This window comes from Phytopseudomonas punonensis, from assembly GCF_900142655.1.
In the GTDB taxonomy this organism is placed as follows: domain Bacteria; phylum Pseudomonadota; class Gammaproteobacteria; order Pseudomonadales; family Pseudomonadaceae; genus Aquipseudomonas; species Aquipseudomonas punonensis.
This window is the reverse complement of the sequence record NZ_FRBQ01000012.1, coordinates 41,268-56,730: the sequence shown is the minus strand read 5'-3', so window position 1 is coordinate 56,730 and position 15,463 is coordinate 41,268. Positions and strand designations below refer to the sequence as shown.

Annotated in this window: 18 protein-coding genes; 3 read left to right on the top strand and 15 right to left on the bottom strand. The window is 64.3% G+C overall.

Going from position 1 to position 15,463, the window contains the following annotated elements; genetic code table 11:
• Positions 1 to 22 precede the first annotated feature (22 nt).
• The 10 genes from BUC40_RS20875 to BUC40_RS20830 all read right to left on the bottom strand — a co-directional run bounded on the left by BUC40_RS20875 (position 23) and on the right by BUC40_RS20830 (position 7,965).
• Positions 23 to 517 (bottom strand): DUF3060 domain-containing protein, encoded by a 495-nt coding sequence (locus BUC40_RS20875; protein WP_073268440.1) that lies wholly within the window; start codon positions 515 to 517, stop codon positions 23 to 25.
• Between the two features lie 96 nt (positions 518 to 613).
• Entirely contained in the window at positions 614 to 1,507 is an 894-nt protein-coding gene (locus tag BUC40_RS20870) for a LysR family transcriptional regulator (RefSeq protein ID WP_073268438.1), read from the bottom strand.
• Between the two features lies 1 nt (position 1,508).
• Positions 1,509 to 2,177 (bottom strand): DUF3592 domain-containing protein, encoded by a 669-nt coding sequence (locus BUC40_RS20865; RefSeq protein WP_073268436.1) that lies wholly within the window; start codon positions 2,175 to 2,177, stop codon positions 1,509 to 1,511.
• A 98-nt stretch (positions 2,178 to 2,275) separates the two neighbouring features.
• A complete protein-coding gene (locus BUC40_RS20860) occupies positions 2,276 to 2,884 on the bottom strand; it encodes a cupin domain-containing protein (protein ID WP_073268434.1) in 609 nt (202 codons plus the stop codon).
• Positions 2,885 to 3,027: 143 nt separating this feature from the next.
• Positions 3,028 to 3,738: a DUF1989 domain-containing protein gene (locus BUC40_RS20855; protein WP_073268433.1), complete on the bottom strand. Its 711-nt coding sequence runs from the start codon at positions 3,736 to 3,738 to the stop codon at positions 3,028 to 3,030.
• Positions 3,739 to 3,765: 27 nt separating this feature from the next.
• The gene (locus BUC40_RS20850) at positions 3,766 to 4,998 is read right to left on the bottom strand and encodes a M20 family metallo-hydrolase (RefSeq protein WP_083593655.1); all 1,233 of its coding nucleotides are present in this window, start codon (positions 4,996 to 4,998) and stop codon (positions 3,766 to 3,768) included.
• On the bottom strand, positions 4,995 to 5,801 hold the full coding sequence (locus BUC40_RS20845; RefSeq protein ID WP_073268431.1) for an amino acid ABC transporter ATP-binding protein: 807 nt from the start codon (positions 5,799 to 5,801) through the stop codon (positions 4,995 to 4,997). Before BUC40_RS20845 ends, BUC40_RS20850 begins: the two co-directional genes overlap by 4 nt.
• Positions 5,802 to 5,805: 4 nt before the next feature.
• The gene (locus tag BUC40_RS20840; protein ID WP_244160674.1) at positions 5,806 to 6,441 is read right to left on the bottom strand and encodes an amino acid ABC transporter permease; all 636 of its coding nucleotides are present in this window, start codon (positions 6,439 to 6,441) and stop codon (positions 5,806 to 5,808) included.
• Between the two features lie 11 nt (positions 6,442 to 6,452).
• Positions 6,453 to 7,109 (bottom strand): amino acid ABC transporter permease, encoded by a 657-nt coding sequence (locus tag BUC40_RS20835; protein ID WP_073268427.1) that lies wholly within the window; start codon positions 7,107 to 7,109, stop codon positions 6,453 to 6,455.
• Positions 7,110 to 7,119: 10 nt separating this feature from the next.
• The gene (locus BUC40_RS20830; protein WP_073268425.1) at positions 7,120 to 7,965 is read right to left on the bottom strand and encodes a transporter substrate-binding domain-containing protein; all 846 of its coding nucleotides are present in this window, start codon (positions 7,963 to 7,965) and stop codon (positions 7,120 to 7,122) included.
• A 351-nt stretch (positions 7,966 to 8,316) separates the two neighbouring features.
• Here BUC40_RS20830 and trpB point away from each other — a divergent pair, with 351 nt between their 5' ends.
• A complete protein-coding gene (trpB, locus tag BUC40_RS20825; RefSeq protein ID WP_073268423.1) occupies positions 8,317 to 9,528 on the top strand; it encodes a tryptophan synthase subunit beta in 1,212 nt (403 codons plus the stop codon).
• Positions 9,525 to 10,337, top strand: coding sequence for a tryptophan synthase subunit alpha (gene trpA / locus BUC40_RS20820; RefSeq protein WP_073268421.1), 813 nt, complete (start codon positions 9,525 to 9,527; stop codon positions 10,335 to 10,337). Before trpB ends, trpA begins: the two co-directional genes overlap by 4 nt.
• 80 nt (positions 10,338 to 10,417) lie before the next feature.
• On the opposite strand, the gene BUC40_RS20815 is transcribed toward trpA, so the two are convergent.
• Positions 10,418 to 11,029: an NAD(P)-dependent oxidoreductase gene (locus BUC40_RS20815; protein ID WP_073268419.1), complete on the bottom strand. Its 612-nt coding sequence runs from the start codon at positions 11,027 to 11,029 to the stop codon at positions 10,418 to 10,420.
• 139 nt (positions 11,030 to 11,168) lie between these two features.
• Between BUC40_RS20815 and BUC40_RS20810 the strand changes: the two genes are divergently transcribed.
• Positions 11,169 to 12,071 (top strand): LysR family transcriptional regulator, encoded by a 903-nt coding sequence (locus BUC40_RS20810; protein WP_073268417.1) that lies wholly within the window; start codon positions 11,169 to 11,171, stop codon positions 12,069 to 12,071.
• A 3-nt stretch (positions 12,072 to 12,074) separates the two neighbouring features.
• On the opposite strand, the gene pbpG is transcribed toward BUC40_RS20810, so the two are convergent.
• From pbpG to BUC40_RS20790, 4 genes are all read right to left on the bottom strand, one after another.
• The gene (gene pbpG, locus BUC40_RS20805; protein WP_073268567.1) at positions 12,075 to 12,980 is read right to left on the bottom strand and encodes a D-alanyl-D-alanine endopeptidase; all 906 of its coding nucleotides are present in this window, start codon (positions 12,978 to 12,980) and stop codon (positions 12,075 to 12,077) included.
• A gap of 223 nt (positions 12,981 to 13,203) precedes the next feature.
• On the bottom strand, positions 13,204 to 14,067 hold the full coding sequence (locus BUC40_RS20800) for a carboxylate/amino acid/amine transporter (protein ID WP_073268415.1): 864 nt from the start codon (positions 14,065 to 14,067) through the stop codon (positions 13,204 to 13,206).
• 54 nt (positions 14,068 to 14,121) lie between these two features.
• Positions 14,122 to 14,481 (bottom strand): DOPA 4,5-dioxygenase family protein, encoded by a 360-nt coding sequence (locus BUC40_RS20795; RefSeq protein WP_073268413.1) that lies wholly within the window; start codon positions 14,479 to 14,481, stop codon positions 14,122 to 14,124.
• Positions 14,478 to 15,431 carry a choline sulfate utilization transcriptional regulator gene (locus BUC40_RS20790; protein ID WP_073268411.1) on the bottom strand — a complete coding sequence of 318 codons (954 nt, stop codon included), beginning with the start codon at positions 15,429 to 15,431 and terminating at the stop codon, positions 14,478 to 14,480. The genes BUC40_RS20795 and BUC40_RS20790 overlap by 4 nt, the downstream gene beginning before the upstream one ends.
• Positions 15,432 to 15,463: the final 32 nt, after the last annotated feature.

Sequence of the window (15,463 nt, the reverse complement as noted above, 5' to 3'; positions counted from 1 at the left end):
GCCCCAGTCCGGGGCGCCCGCTTTACTGGCGCTCGACCTTGTTGTCGATACCACTCATCTGCACTTCCGGCTCTTCGCCGCTCCAGCGCACCTGCTGGTCTGTACCGCTGACATCCAGCTTCACCGGCCCCTCGAACTGCAGGTCCAGCTCCTGATCGGCGCCCGTCACCTCAACCAGCGCCGGCTGCTCGCCGCCGGCAACCGTGGCCCGCACCTGATTATCCGTGGTGTCGACGCTAAGTGCATTGACGCGCTTGGCCACCACGTCATGCTCGGCACCTGACACGCTAAGCGACTTGGCCGTGTCCAGCCTCACCTTGTGTTCCGAGCCGGCAACCTCCACCGCGCCACAGTCGCCCTTGAGGTGAATCACGTTGGCGTTGCCGGAAATGTTCACGTCCTGGCCTTTGCAGGAAACGTCGCGCGACAGGCCGATCCCCTCGATATTCAGCGGCTCGGCTTGAGCCAGCGTAGCGGTGCCGGCCAGCAGAAAACCTGCAATCAGCGTCTTGTTCATGGGCACATCCCTCTCTGTCAGTGATGGCCCGGGATATATGTGAGGGCCGATGCTATGACCGATGCCCGAGAAACAAGGTTCTGCGCTGCAGGCGACTCAACTCGCGGTTTGCAACGCTGTTCTCAACCAATCGGCAAGCCTCTCGGCGCGCTGACCGTTGCGCCGTTCTGGCACCCAGAGCGACAGCCGTGCCTCGGTTTGCACGAAGCCCCAGGGCGCGACCAATCGGCCCGCCGCGAGGTCATCGGCCACCAGTTGCAAGGGCGCGATGGCCACGCCAAGGCCTGCCGACGCGGCCTCGAGCAGGTAATACAGATGTTCGAAGCCCTGCCCTAGACGCATGTCCGCAGGCTGCAGGTCCATCGCCGCCAGCCATTGGGGCCAGGCCTGAGGGCGTGAGGTGGTGTGCAGCAGCGCTTCCTGCAGCAATGCCTCGGGAGCGGCCTCGCTCAGCGTAGAGAATCGCGGGTGGCGTGGGCTTATCACCGGCCCGATGGATTCCCGCGCCAGCTCGAATACGCGCATGTCCGCCGGCCACGGCGGCTCGGCATACAGCAGGGTGGCATCCACCTGGGGGCTGCGTGGGTCCAGTTCGCCTTGGCTGGTTGACAGCTGCAGGCGCAGTTCGGGCAATGCTCCGTTGAGCCGATCAAGCCGCGGGATAAACCAGCGCGCCAGCAGGCTGCCGGGACAACCGAGCACGAAGGGTGTGTCGACTTCCCGCTGGCGGATCTCGCCACACACCTGACGCAGCCGGGTGAAGGTCTCGCCGCTGACATCACGCAGGCGTATGCCCGCTTCGGTCAGCTTCAGGCCGCGCCCGTCTTTGATGAACAGTGCCACACCAAGTTGCTCTTCCAGCGTACGGATTTGCCGGCTCACCGCGCCATGGGTGACGTGCAGCTCAAGCGCCGCACGGCTGACGCTACCCAAGCGCGCAGCGGCCTCGAAAGCATACAGGGCGTTGAGCGACGGCAGATCCTGGGCCATCTCAGTCCACCAGCTCGGGCAGGAAGCGGGTGTCCATGCTGTAGCGCTTGGGGTTGTTCGGGTCGATCATCACCGTGACCAGCGACTCGCTGATATAGGGGCCCGGATCGAACCACAGGTTGTCACTACGAAACACATGCAGTTTGTTGGTCTGCGGGTTCAACCACTGGGCAACGATGCGGTAAGGGTTGCGGCCATTGATGCTTAGCGAGCCATTGAGTTCGACGTCGACCACTTCGGCCTGCACCGCTGTGCCGCTGACCCGCAACTCGGCAGCGCGGCGCTTGGCGAACAGCGGCGGCAGCACAAACAGCAGGCCAAGCGCCAGAAAGACCGCACCGATACCGCCGACGATCAGGCTGCCTATCCAGTTCTGTTCGAAGCTGTCGATGTGGGCGCGCTCGGGGTTCTGCGGGTCGTAATACACCGCCACGCGCTCACCGATATCGAAGGACGGCGGCGTGCTGCAGGTGCTGCTGTGATGCTCGCCCAGCGTGCCGTCGAGCGTGGTGAACGACACCGTCGGGCAGCCGCCCTCGACATCCACGATGGCGCCTTCGGCGCGCGTCATCTGCGCCTCACCGCTAATGCGCGATACCTGAATGCCGACAGCGAGCGCCAGCAGCAGCGCGCCGATACCTGGGAACAGCCACAACCATCCTGTTTTCATCCTGCCTCCAACCTGTGCGAAAACATCACATCAAGGGCGGGGATTATCTGCCATCGGCCGGCATAGTCCAGTCGAATAGCTCACATAAAGGCGAGCGGTCAGAACGTTACTGGTGTGTTCACCCACAGAATCCGCGCTTCGATTGAGCCGCTGTTGCGATAACCATGGGGCAGATTGCTGGGAAAGTGAAAAGCGTCCCCGGTCGCCAAGCTGTAGCACTGGTCGCCGATGATCAGCTCGATGCTGCCGGCCAGCACGTAGCCCATTTCTTCTCCGGGGTGCTCGATCAAACCATCACTGGCCACACCTGGCGCAACGATGTGGATATTGCCCTGCAGCAGCCCGCCCTTTTGCAGGTGGGTGATGCGCTCCAGGCCGATGTCGCCGTCCTTGTTACGCTTGACGAAGCGCTTCACCGGGCGCTCACCCGCACGCAGCACCGGCTCATCGGACACCCACTCTTCGGACGTAAGGGTGGATACGTTGCTGCCCAAGGCGCCTGCCAAACGGTGGAGCATGGCCAGTGACGGAGAGGCGGCGTCATTTTCCAATTTGGAAATCAGGCTTTCCGAACACCCGGCGACGGTAGCCACCTGCTTGAGGGTCAGACCAGCGACCTTGCGGGCATGGCGCAGACGCACTCCCAGACTAGGCAGGCCCTCGGTGTGATTGGCCTTCGACGGCGGTGTGTGGCTAGGTTTGAGCATGCGTTTCTCGATGAATGGATAACCCGTATTGAAGGCAACCGTGCGGCAGCGAGTTCTCCCGCTGGCCGCACAGTATCGCCGAAGGCACACGGGTAATTAATCCCCTGACACCAACCAAACCGGCTCTAGTGTCCAGGGCGACCTCAGGCACTAACCGAGAAGTGCACTTCCACCGGATTCAGGTCATTGATCGGCACGATGTCCTGCGGGCAGGCCGACATTACCACCACGCAATCCATCACGGCTTCGATCTCCACGTAATCGCCGGCCTTGGACACTGGCGGCAGCCACTCGATGCTGTAGTCCGCCTTCACAGGGATGTTCATCCACAGGTTGAACGGCTGCGGCACTTCGCGGGCGCGCAGGCCGATGGCCTGTAGGGCCAGGCGCATGTTGTCGGCGCAGCTGTCGTGGTAACCCTCGACACCGAGGTTGGTGTAGCGATGCAGGTCGCAGGCGGCGATCAGCGTGTCGTGCACGCCGGGCGAGGTGTCGGTGAGCAGTTTGCCGATGGCGCGACGACGGTTGCTGAACAGCTCATCGCCCGGCTTGGGGATGACCCGGTCGATATGGGCGCGGGCGTGCTCCATGGACAGGAACTCGCTGAGGTCTTCGGCATTGAACAGCCAGGTGTCGCACACCTGGGTGCCGTGGGTGTTGACGATGCGGATCACCTCGCCCGCCTTCAGGCGCACGGCGCGGCCGCAGCGGGCCGGCACGGTATAGGTCTTGCCGAGCTCCGGAGTACCGTCGGCCGACAGCGGCTCGGCGAGGGTGGCGTTGGTGCCCAGCGAGGCACCGTTGTCGGGCTGGCAGCAGGCGGGGTAATCGTGGGCGTGGTTGGAATGGCTCATGGTAGCTCCTGATTGGGCAAGTACGGGTCAGGCCTGATCGGCCAGTTGGACGAGGCTCCAGGCCAGCGCGCGGGCGCCGGCTTCGAGCTGGGAGGGTTCGGTGTATTCCCTGGGGTTGTGGCTGATGCCATCGCGGCTCGGCACGAACAGCATGCTGGTGGGGCAATGCGTAGCCAGGTACATGGCATCGTGAAAGGCTCCCGAGCGCAGGCTCAGGGACGCTTCGCCGGTGGCCTCGACGGCTTGCTGCAGCACGCCGATGACGACTGCATCGAAGGCCACGGGCGGATGACTGAACAGCGGCTGCAGGTCGGCGGCATCGGGCAGGCAAGCGGGCAGTTCGGCGTCGAAGGCCGCCAGCACCGCGGGGTCGGCGTGTCGGAAGTCAATGGTGAAGGTCGCCTCGCCCGCCACCGTGTTGATCGAGTTGGGCAACACCTGCCAGCGCCCGAAGGTCAGGCGCTTGTCGGCGCCGGCCAGGCGCTCGGCCAAGGCATCAATGGCCGGCAGACAACCGGTGGCCAGCAGCAGTGCATCCTGGCGCATGTCCATCGGTGTGGTGCCGGCATGGGCCGAAGCACCGCGGCAGCGCACCTGATACCAGCGCACGCCCTGAACGCCGGACACCACGCCCAGCGGCACGCCGGCGCGCTCCAGTACCGGCCCCTGCTCGATGTGCAGCTCGACGAAGGCATGCGCCGCGATCCGTTCACGCAGCGGCAACTCGGCGAAACGCCGGGCATGGGCGTCCAGCGCCTCGGCGACGCTGACGCCGGCGGCATCACGACTGTCGCGATAAGCGCTCATGCGCTGCGGCTCGACGAACGCGCTGGAACCCATGGCGCCGGGGCTGAAACGACTGCCCTCCTCGTTCGTCCACACCACCAGCTCGATAGGCCGGCGCGTGCGCAGGCCCTGATCGTGCAGCGCCAGCAGGCACTCCAGACCAGCCATCACACCGTAACAGCCATCCAGATGGCCGCCGCTGGGCTGGGTATCGATGTGGCTGCCGGTCATCACCGGCGGCAGATCCTCCAGGCCGTCGCGGCGGATGAACAGGTTGGCGCAGGCATCGGTCCACACGCGACAACCGATGCGCTGCGCCTCGCCGATCAGCCAGGCACGCGCCGCGAAATCCTCGTCGGAAAGCGCCTGACGGTTCATCCCACCAGTCGGCAGCGCGCCAAAACCGGCCAGGGTATCGAGCAGGCCGTGCAGCCGCCCGCCACGCACCGCCGCCATCACCTTCTCGGCCTTCATGGGCTGACCTCCTGACGCGGTGTGAGGCTGCGGTTGAACCAGGGTTTGAGGAATTGCTTGAGGCGGTCGGTAGCGGGCGCCTGGAACATCGTCGCCGGCTCGCCGGTCTCGACCACCTGCCCGGCCTCCATGAACACCACCTGGCTGGATATCTGCGCCGCGAAACTCATTTCGTGGGTGACCATCACCATGGTCATGCCATCGTTGGCCAGGCCGCGAATCACCTGCAGCACCTCCTCGACCAATTCCGGGTCGAGGGCCGAGGTCGGCTCATCGAGCAGCATCAACCGCGGCTTGACCGCCAACGCCCGGGCGATGCCGACGCGCTGCTGCTGGCCGCCGGAAAGACGTGCCGGATAGGCGCCCAGCTTGGCAGCCAGGCCAACCCGCTGCAGCGCCGATTCGGCAAGGCTACGCGCCTCGCTGCGGTTCAGGCGCTTGCCCAGCAGCAACGGCGCCATGACGTTCTCCAGCACGGTCATGTGCGGCCACAGGTTGAATTGCTGGAACACCATGGACAGTGGCCGCCGCACCTCGGCGATGCTGGCCGCACTGTCCTGGTCGGCCGGGCGCCGGCCACTGCCGCTGTAGCCGAGCAGCTGACCATCGATCCACACCTCGCCCTGGTCGTAGGCCTCGAGGAAGTTCATGCAGCGCAGGGCGGTGGTCTTGCCGGAGCCGGAAGGGCCGATAAGCGAGACGATCTCGCCGGCTCGCACACTCAGATCAAAACCCTGCAATACGGTATTGGCGCCGTAGGACTTGCCCACGCCGCGCATTTCAAGAAGGGGACGATTGCTCATCAGGTCATCCTCGCTGGTAGCGGGTTGCGCGGCGGCCAAGCGCGGCAGCGGCAAAGCCGACCAGCAGCGTCAGCAGCCAGTACGAAAGCACCAGCAGCACATAGGGCACGACGTAGGAAAAGGTGCTGGACACGATCTGCCCGGCGGTCATGGTCAGTTCCGGCACGGTGATGATCGAGGCCACCGCGCTCTCCTTGATGGTCAGGATCACCTGGTTGCCCAGAAGCGGCAGGGCAAACGCCAGGGCCTGGGGCGCCTGGATGTGCCAGAACGTCTGCAGGCCTCTGAGGCCGTGTACCCGCGCCGCCTCCAGCTGCCCGGCAGGCACGCTGGCCCAGGCCGAGCGCAGCAGCTCGGCGAAATATGCTGCGCTGTACAGACACAGGGCGAGAATGCTTGCCTCGATGGCATCCAGGGTCAGCCCCAACACCGGCAGGCCGAAGTAGATCAGCAGCAGCTGCGCCAGAAACGGCGTGCCCCGTATCAACCAGACGTAGAGCCGGTAGAGGCCGATGAAACCAGGCACAGCCAGACGCAGCGCATTGAGGGCAAAGCCCAGCAGCAGGCCCAGCGCCGCGCCGGCAAAGCTGATGCCCAGGGTGACGAGCAGCGCCTGGCCGAAATCGGGAAGGTAGTTCATCCAGTTCTCCATCAGCTGCGTGCCTGCCAGCGACGCTCCAGCTGCCGCCCGAGCAGGGCCAGCAGGCTGGTCAGCGCCAGGTAGAACAGCGCCGCGACCAGGTAGACCTCAAGCGGCCGGTAGGTCTGCGAGACCAGTTGCTGGCTGACACGCATCAGGTCGGTGATGGAAATCACCGAGACCACGGCCGACACCTTGATCACATCGATCAGCTCGGAAATCAGCGCGGGCAGCGTCAGACGCACCACCTGCGGCAACTGGATATGCAGCAGCGTCTGCCAGCGGCCGATGCTGAACACCGCCGCAGCCTCCAGTTGCCCGGCGGCAATGGCGGCGAAACCGCTGCGCAGGATCTGCGATTGATAGGCCGCGGTATTCAGGGCCAATGCCAGGGCTGCCGCCACCAGTGCCGGCACGTCCATGCCCAGCCCGGCCGGCAGGTAGAAGAACAGCAGCAGTTGCGCCAGCATCGGGGTGCCGCGGAAGAAGCTCACGTAGACCCTGGCGAACGCCACGCAGCCACGGCTGTGGCTGCTGCCCAGCAGGTAGATCAGTACGCCGAGGGCGAAGCCCAGCAGCATGCCGGCCAGGCACAGCCACAAGGTGGTGAGCGCACCGTCGAGCAGGGCTGGCCAGTAGAGCGCCAGGCGGTCGCCGAAATCAGTCATGGTCGGCGGCTCAGATGCTCGGCGCGGGCATGGCGTCGGCCGGCACGTCCATGGTGAAGCCGAACCATTTTTCCTGCAGGGTCTTCATGGTGCCGTCGCGGTTGGCGCGGGCGATGCCGTCGCTGAACAGTTTCACCAGGCTGGCACTGTCGGCATCCTTGCGGCCGACCCAGCCGTAGTAGGTTTTCGGGCCCAGCATTTCGTCGAGGGTGGTGAACATGCCGGGGCGCGACTTGATCAGCGGGCCAAGGTTGGACAGCGATTGCGCCACGCCATCCAGGCGCCCCAACGCGAGGTCGGCATAGGCTTCGTCGAAGCTGACGTACTGACGGATGGCCTTGAGCCCCGGCTGACCTGCATCCTTGAGTTTCTGGTCATAGGCCTGCAGGATCTGCAGCTGGCCCGAGCCGCTTTGCGAGCCGACGACCTTGCCGTTGAGGTCGCTCAGGCTGTTGATGGAATCGTCGTTGCCGCGCTTGAGCAGCGCCACGGTGGATTCGGCAATCGGCACGGTGAAGGCGAACTGCTCGAAGCGCGCCTTGTTGACCGTTACCGAGGTCACCACGAAATCGAACTTGCCGGTGTCCAGGCCCGGGAGAATGCCCTGGAAGGGCAGGTCCAGCTGCTTGACCTTGACGCCAGGCAGGTCGGCCAACACGTAATTCATCAGATCCGCACCGTAACCGACGATCTTGCCGTTCTCCACGGATTCGAACGGTGCGAAGCGCGCCTCGGTGGCGACGGTGATCTGTTTTTCCTGGGTGATGCGCTGCAGCAGATCGCCGGCCTGGGCCAGGGAACTGACAAACACGGTGGCGAGCGCAAGTGACAGATTTTTCACGGCACGACGGTTCATGGCGAGGCCTCTTGAATGCTTGGATATTTATTCAAGTAACTTGAATAAAAGTACAAAAGCATGAAGCGTGCCAGCCAATTCGACCGGTAAATCCTGCGGATAAAGGCTTGTGGATAAAATATTCTGCACCCTTTATGGGCGCCGACAGAAAACATGTTCCGCCCCGGTGCGCCAGCAAGCCAGCAGGAGAGATCGAGCTAGAAATACCAATACGTGAGTTTTACTCACCAATTCAATCAAACTACTCGCTTTTCCAAGTGCCCAGGTAGCGTTAGTCTGCATGCCATCAGCCTTTACGAGCAGCGCTCGGGCGGCACCTGCCGCCGACCTCTGAGTTCACAGGAGAACCCCATGACTTCATTACGCAACGGCCCAGACGCCACCGGCTTGTTCGGTAGCTTTGGCGGCCAGTACGTCGCCGAGACGCTGATGCCGCTGATCCATGAGCTGGCCGCCGAGTACGAGAAGGCCAAGGCCGATCCCGAATTCGCCAAGGAGCTGGCCTACTTCCAGCGTGATTACGTGGGCCGCCCGAGCCCGCTGTACTTCGCCGAGCGCCTGACCGAGTTCTGCGGCGGCGCGAAGATCTATCTGAAGCGCGAAGAGCTCAATCACACCGGCGCGCACAAGATCAATAACTGCATCGGCCAGATCCTGCTGGCCAAGCGCATGGGCAAGCAGCGCATCATCGCCGAGACTGGCGCCGGCATGCATGGCGTGGCCACTGCTACCGTGGCGGCGCGCTTCGGCCTGCAGTGCGTGATCTACATGGGCACCACCGACATCGACCGCCAGCAGGCCAACGTCTTCCGCATGAAGCTGCTCGGCGCCGAAGTGATTCCGGTCACCGCCGGCACCGGCACCCTGAAGGATGCGATGAACGAAGCCCTGCGCGACTGGGTGACCAATGTCGACAGCACCTTCTACATCATCGGCACCGTGGCCGGTCCGCATCCATATCCGGCGATGGTGCGCGACTTCCAGGCCGTTATCGGCAAGGAAACCCGCGACCAGCTGCAAGCCCAGGAAGGCCGCCTGCCGGACAGCCTGGTCGCCTGCATCGGCGGCGGCTCCAACGCCATGGGCCTATTCCACCCGTTCCTCGACGACAAGTCGGTGCAGATCATCGGCGTCGAAGCGGCCGGCCACGGCGTGGCCACCGGCAAGCATGCCGCCAGCCTGAATGGCGGCGTACCGGGCGTGCTGCACGGCAACCGCACCTTCCTGCTGCAAGACGACGATGGCCAGATCATCGACGCCCACTCGATTTCCGCCGGCCTCGACTATCCCGGCATCGGCCCGGAACACGCCTGGTTGTTCGACATCGGCCGCGTCGAGTACACCTCGATCACCGACAAGGAAGCGCTTGCCGCCTTCCACCAGTGCTGCCGCCTGGAAGGCATCATCCCGGCCCTGGAGTCGTCCCATGCCCTGGCTGAAGTATTCAAGCGCGCGCCAACGCTGCCAGAGGATCACCTGATGGTGGTCAACCTCTCGGGCCGCGGCGACAAGGACATGCAGACCGTCATGCACCACTTCGACGAACAGGAAGAACATATATGAGCCGCCTGCAGACGCGCTTCGCCGAGCTGAAACAACAGAACCGCGCCGCCCTGGTGACCTTCGTGACCGCCGGCGACCCGAACTACGATGCCTCCCTGAAGATCCTCAAGGGCTTGCCGAAAGCTGGCGCTGACGTGATCGAATTGGGCATGCCGTTCACCGATCCGATGGCCGACGGCCCGGCGATCCAGTTGGCCAACATCCGCGCCCTGGAAGCCAAGCAGAACCTGGCCAAGACGCTGCAGATGGTCCGTGAATTCCGCGAAACCGAAGAGGCCACGCCGCTGGTGCTGATGGGTTACTTCAACCCGATCCACAAGTATGGCGTCGAGCGCTTCATTACCGATGCCCAGCAAGCCGGCGTCGACGGCCTGATCGTGGTCGATCTGCCGCCGGAACATAACCGCGACCTGTGCGACCCGGCCCAGGCTGCGGGTATCGACTTCATCCGCCTGACCACACCGACCACCGACGACAAGCGCCTGCCGACCGTACTCGCCGGCAGCTCGGGCTTCGTCTACTACGTGTCGGTGGCGGGTGTTACCGGTGCCGGCTCGGCGACTGTGGAGCATGTGCAGGAAGCCGTCACCCGCCTGCGCCGCCACACCGACCTGCCGATCAGCATCGGCTTCGGCATCCGTACCCCGGAACACGCGGCGACCATCGCTCGCCTGGCCGATGGCGTGGTGGTCGGCTCGGCGCTGATCGACCAGATCGCCAAGGCGGCCGGCAATGATCAGCAGGCCATCGACGGCGTGCTGGAGTTGTGCAGCCAACTGGCCGAAGGCGTGCGCAGCGCTCGCCGCTAAGCACCCTGCACCAAAACAAAAAACCGCTGCCCCAGTTCGGGTGCAGCGGTTTTTTTATGGGCGAGACGACTCAGCCGTTGTCAGTAGCCGACGGTAAAGCGCTTACGCGAATGCTTGGGCTGCTCCAGCTCGTCGACCAGGGCGATGGCGTAGTCCTCCATGGAGATCGCGCTGTTGCCGTCGGCATCGATCAACAGGCTGTCCTTGCCGACACGGAACTTGCCGGTGCGCTGGCCCGGTTCGAACAGCGCTGAGGGCGACAGGAAGGTCCAGTCCAGGGTCTTTTCACCACGCAGCACATTGAGGAAGTCACGCCCCGCCCCCGCTTCATCCTTGTAGGCCGCTGGGAACTCAGGCGTGTCGATCAGCGCAACACCAGGCGCCACTTCCAGGCTGCCAGCGCCGCCAACCACCAGCAGGCGCGGCACGCCGGCGGCCTGCACCGTACCGATCAGGCTAGGGGCATCGCTGCCAACGAAGCGCGTGGTGCTGATCACCGCATCATGGCCCTTGAGCAGCGGCACCAGCCGTTCGCTGTCGGCTACGTCCGCACTGGCCAGAGTCAGGCCTGCCTGGGTCGGCACGCTACTCACGTCGCGGGCGATTCCGGTGACCTCATGACCACGCTGCAACAGTTCATCACGCAGGCGCGAACCGGCGCGACCGCTGATACCAAGAATGACGACTTTCATGTGAGGCTCCGCTGTGACAGGCAAGGAGGCATCGGCGGGCACTGCCGCGCACCGATGAACGAGGCATGAGCTTACCCGCGTATAGCGCCACAAAAAGCCGCATAATCGCAGCATCTCAGTTGCATGAATCGAGCTAATTATGGACAGACTCACGGCAACCCGCGTTTTCGTCGAGGTGGTGGATCGCGGCAGCCAGACCGCGGCGGCCGAGCACCTGGATCTCTCGCGGGCCATGGTCTCGCGCTACCTGGCCGAGCTGGAGGGCTGGGTCGGCGCGCGCCTGCTGCACCGCACCACGCGCAAGCTGAGCCTGACCCAGGTCGGTAACGAGCTGCTGCCGCACTGTCGGGAAATGCTGCACACCGCCGAGATGATGCGCGCCACGGGCATCAAGGCCACGGACGGACCGAGCGGCAATTTGCGTATCGCTACCAGCCAGTCGTTTGCGCAAACCTGGCTGACGCCGGTGCTGCTCGAGTACCTGGCGCGATACCCGAATACCTCGGTCGATGTGCTGGTAAATAGTCAGGCGGTGAATCTGGTCGAAGAGCGTATCGACCTGGCGCTACGCATCACCAACCAGCTCGAACCCAACCAGGTTGCCCGCCATCTGGGCGACTGTCATTCGGTGGTCTGCGCCGCGCCGGCCTACCTGGCAAAGGCCGGCACACCGCAGGAGCCACACGAGCTGGTCGGGCACAATTGCCTGACCTACAGCTATTTCGGGCGTAGCGTCTGGCGGTTCAGCGGCCAGCCGGGAGCCGTACAGGTGCCGGTGGATGGCAACCTGAGCAGCAACGATACGGCGGTACTGCTGGAGGCGGCGGTGGGTGGTGGCGGCATCTGCATGCAGCCGCTCTATGCGGCGGCGCCACTACTGGAAGAGGGGCGTTTGCTGCGCGTGTTGCCCGACTGGCAGCCGCAGTCGCTGGGCATTCACGCCATCTACGCGTCACGCCGGCAGATGCTGCCGGCGCTGCGAGCCTTGCTGGATTTCATCGCCGAGCGGCTGGCTGCCGATCCGCTCTGGCAAACGCGCTAGCGCTTACTGCGCCGCCTGCAACTGACGCTGCGAGGCGCGTTGCTGCTTGTAGGCCAGCGCCGCCGGAGCCACCGGAGTGACCTTGCCAGTCTCCACCCATTTGCGCAGACGTGCAGCATCGGCCATGTGGGTGTACTTGCCAAAGGCGTCGAGCACCACGAAGGCCACGGGCTTGCCGGCCATGGTAGTGCGCATCACTAGGCAATGGCCGGCACTATTGGTGAAGCCGGTCTTGGTCAGCTGCACGTTCCAGCCTTCCTTGCGGGTCAGCCCATTGGTGTTACGAAAGCCCAGGGTGTAGTTGGGCTTGTGGAAGGCCACGGTCTTTTCCGGGGTGGAGCTGAGCTCGCCGATCAGCGGATAGCTGCGCGTCGCCTTGAGCAGTTTCACCAGATCATTGGCGGTGGATACGTTGTGCTCGGACAGGCCGGTCGGTTCGACGTAGCGGGTCTGGGTCATGCCCAGCGCGCGAGCTTTGGCATTCATGGCCGCGACGAAGGCGGTAACGCCGCCCGGGTAATGGTGCGCGAGGCTGGAGGCGGCGCGGTTCTCGGACGACATCAGGGTCAACAGAAGCATCTCGCGGCGGCTGATCTCGCTGCCGATGCGCACGCGGGAATACACGCCGCGCATGTCGTGCACGTCACGGATGATCACCGGCAGCTCTTCGTTGAGCGGCAGCTTGGCATCCAGCGTGACCATGGCGGTCATCAGCTTGGTCACCGAGGCGATCGGCACCACCATGTTCGGGTTACTGGAATACAGCACCTTGTCGGTGTTCAGGTCGACCAGCAGGGCGCTGCCGGAGGCGAGCTCCTGCTTGGCGGGGGCGGCTGCCGTGGCGACCAGCGGAGAAACGATGAACAGGCAGGCCAGGGCCAGGCTGGCGAAGGGGCGACGAATATTCACGATGGGATTCACTGGGCAAGAGATGGCTGAAAAGGCGCTCCGTGCCGGTGAAAGAACTTCGTCCGTGACCCTTGAGCTTCGATAAAAGCGCCGCGCAGACCTTCGCTCGGTAACTTTTATAAAGCCCTGGAAAATAGGGTTTTAAAAACAGCTAATTGCGTTTGCAATTGAAGGTGCGATGTTAGCACCCGTCAAGGCAGGTTCCTATTGTCCGATAAATGGATCAAGCCGTCGCCAGGCGCCGCCGGCCAAGGCGATTGAGCCACAGCGAGGCGAGGATGATCGCTCCGCCCAGGGCCAGGCGGGGAATGTCGGCGTCGCGGTTCCAGATCAGCAGGTTTACCACCAAGCCGGCAGGAACGTGCAGCTCGTTCATCACCGCCAGGGTGCCGGCATCGACTTTGACGCTGCCCTTGACCCACCAGAACAGCCCCAGCGCCGTGGCGAACAGGCCCATCCACAGCAGGATGCCCCACTGCAGCGCGGTGCTCGGCAGTTTGTCCGAGTTACCGAACAACAGGAACGACGGCAGCACCAGCACCATCGCCCCCAGGAAAAAGTGCCCGAAGAAGCGATGCAGCGGCTGCTCGGTCGGGTAACGCATCAGCAACTGGCGGCACAGCACCTGGCCTGCTGCGAAGGTCAGGTTGGCCAGCTGCAGCAACAGGAAGCCGATCAGGTACTCGCCTTCCAGGCGCTCGAAGCGGATCACCACGCCGCCACCGACCGCCACCAGCGCAGCGACTAGCGCCCAGGGGCTGAAGCGCCGCGCCAGGGCATCGTCGAGCAACGTCACGTAGATCGGCGTGAGTACCGTGAACAGCAGCACCTCGGGCACCGTCAGCACCTGGAAGCTGCGGTACAGGCACAGGTAGGTGACGCCGAACTGCAGCGCCCCGGCCAGCCAGAAGCCGGCCAGCAAACGCCGCGGCAAGCCGCGCCAAAGGGTGAAGGGCAGAAACACCAGCGCCGCCACCGCCACCCGTGCCAGCACGGCGAAGTCGCTGTCCACCCGGCCCGCCAGGTATTCGCCAATCAGGCTAAAGGAAAACGCCCAGAGGACGGTGACGGCGAGCAGGTAGGGCATGGCGCGGGCTCTCGGAAAATCAGGCGCGGATCATACCTTGCCTTGCTTTGCGCGTCAGAGTTCGAAAGTGAGCGGTCCGCCGGACAGCACCGATAGATCCAGCGGCCGAGGGGCGCCCAGCCAGAAGGCGTGGTCGCGGTGGTCGATCAGGTCGTTGCCGGTGATCGGATGCACCAGCACCACCAGCTCGCCGCGGTTGAGCATCAACCAGGGAATCACCTCGCCGAACAGCTCGGCGCGCATCGCCAGCTGGCAGCTCCACTGCGGGTGCGGACCAACCGTTTTCTCGTGCATACGGCCCATCTTCAGGGCGAAGCGTTCGGCAGCAGCTTCGCACAGCACCCTCGCCTGGGGCAGGCTGCCGCCGTCGAAGTACACGTGGGCGTGGTAACCGCGGATGCTGCTTTCACTCATAGGGCCAGTCCTTTGGGGTCGATACCGCCCGGCCGCTCCGGCAGGGGTTCGCGCTGCAGTTCATCCTGCAGCCAGGCGACGAAATGTTCCACCAGGCGAATGCGTCGCTTGCGCGTCGGCAGCACCACGTAATAGCCAAAACGCGAGGTGGCCGAGCGCGAGTCGACGCGCACCAAGAGGCCCTGGTTGATCAGCTCGTCGACCAGATGCCGCCAGCCGATGGCCACCCCACGCCCGGCGATGGCTGCCTGGATCAGCAGTGTGTAGTTGTCGAAGCGCAGGCTGCCGGGACTCGGCACTTCGGCAATGCCGAGGGCGCGGAACAGGCCGCTCCAGTCGAACCAGCGCGAGCGGCTCTCCGGGCGCAGATGCAACAAGGGCAACTGCGCCAGCAATTCGCCGGGCGAGCTCTCGAGGTTATTGAGCAGCAGCGGGCTGCACACGGCGAACACCTCCTCGCTGAACAGCAGGTGCTGCTCGCCATGCTTGAAGCGCCCGTCACCAAAGGAGATGGCCACGTCGATCTCCGCCGGCAGGCTGGCCAGGTCGCGCTCACTGGTGATCAGGCTGACGTCGACGTCCGGGTAACACTGGTGAAAACGCTGCAGACGCGGCATCAGCCAGTAGGCGGCAAAGGCGAAGTCAGTCGCCACTTGCAGCACCTCATGCTGCTGGCGGCCGACCACCGTCGCCAGCCCGACGTCGATGGCCGCCAGGCCTTCCTGTACGGGCGCAAGCAACGCTTCGCCGGCATCAGTTAGCACGATGCCGCGGTACACGCGGTCGAACAGGCGGGTGGCCAATTGCGCCTCCAGCCGTTTGATCTGCTGGCTGATCGCCGGCTGGCTGCTGCCGAGTTCCGCCGCTGCGGCAGTAAAACTCAGGTGGCGCGCCGCCGACTCGAACACCCGCAGCGTGTCGAGAGAGATGCCGGCGATCGCTTCAAACATAAGTGCTGCTTATCCGAGGCATGTGCTGCATC

Excerpts from the sequence above, each read along its gene's own strand:
- BUC40_RS20865 (WP_073268436.1), bottom strand. The coding sequence starts at position 2,177 with ATGAAAACAGGATGGTTGTGGCTGTTCCCAGGTATCGGCGCGCTGCTG.
- BUC40_RS20795 (WP_073268413.1), bottom strand. The coding sequence starts at position 14,481 with ATGAGTGAAAGCAGCATCCGCGGTTACCACGCCCACGTGTACTTCGAC.
- BUC40_RS20840 (WP_244160674.1), bottom strand. The coding sequence starts at position 6,441 with ATGAACTACCTTCCCGATTTCGGCCAGGCGCTGCTCGTCACCCTGGGC.
- BUC40_RS20830 (WP_073268425.1), bottom strand. The coding sequence starts at position 7,965 with ATGAACCGTCGTGCCGTGAAAAATCTGTCACTTGCGCTCGCCACCGTG.
- BUC40_RS20810 (WP_073268417.1), top strand. The coding sequence starts at position 11,169 with ATGGACAGACTCACGGCAACCCGCGTTTTCGTCGAGGTGGTGGATCGC.
- BUC40_RS20845 (WP_073268431.1), bottom strand. The coding sequence starts at position 5,801 with ATGAGCAATCGTCCCCTTCTTGAAATGCGCGGCGTGGGCAAGTCCTAC.
- BUC40_RS20815 (WP_073268419.1), bottom strand. The coding sequence starts at position 11,029 with ATGAAAGTCGTCATTCTTGGTATCAGCGGTCGCGCCGGTTCGCGCCTG.
- BUC40_RS20790 (WP_073268411.1), bottom strand. The coding sequence starts at position 15,431 with ATGTTTGAAGCGATCGCCGGCATCTCTCTCGACACGCTGCGGGTGTTC.
- BUC40_RS20875 (WP_073268440.1), bottom strand. The coding sequence starts at position 517 with ATGAACAAGACGCTGATTGCAGGTTTTCTGCTGGCCGGCACCGCTACG.
- BUC40_RS20835 (WP_073268427.1), bottom strand. The coding sequence starts at position 7,109 with ATGACTGATTTCGGCGACCGCCTGGCGCTCTACTGGCCAGCCCTGCTC.
- BUC40_RS20855 (WP_073268433.1), bottom strand. The coding sequence starts at position 3,738 with ATGAGCCATTCCAACCACGCCCACGATTACCCCGCCTGCTGCCAGCCC.
- BUC40_RS20850 (WP_083593655.1), bottom strand. The coding sequence starts at position 4,998 with ATGAAGGCCGAGAAGGTGATGGCGGCGGTGCGTGGCGGGCGGCTGCAC.
- BUC40_RS20860 (WP_073268434.1), bottom strand. The coding sequence starts at position 2,884 with ATGCTCAAACCTAGCCACACACCGCCGTCGAAGGCCAATCACACCGAG.
- BUC40_RS20870 (WP_073268438.1), bottom strand. The coding sequence starts at position 1,507 with ATGGCCCAGGATCTGCCGTCGCTCAACGCCCTGTATGCTTTCGAGGCC.
- trpA (WP_073268421.1), top strand. The coding sequence starts at position 9,525 with ATGAGCCGCCTGCAGACGCGCTTCGCCGAGCTGAAACAACAGAACCGC.
- trpB (WP_073268423.1), top strand. The coding sequence starts at position 8,317 with ATGACTTCATTACGCAACGGCCCAGACGCCACCGGCTTGTTCGGTAGC.
- BUC40_RS20800 (WP_073268415.1), bottom strand. The coding sequence starts at position 14,067 with ATGCCCTACCTGCTCGCCGTCACCGTCCTCTGGGCGTTTTCCTTTAGC.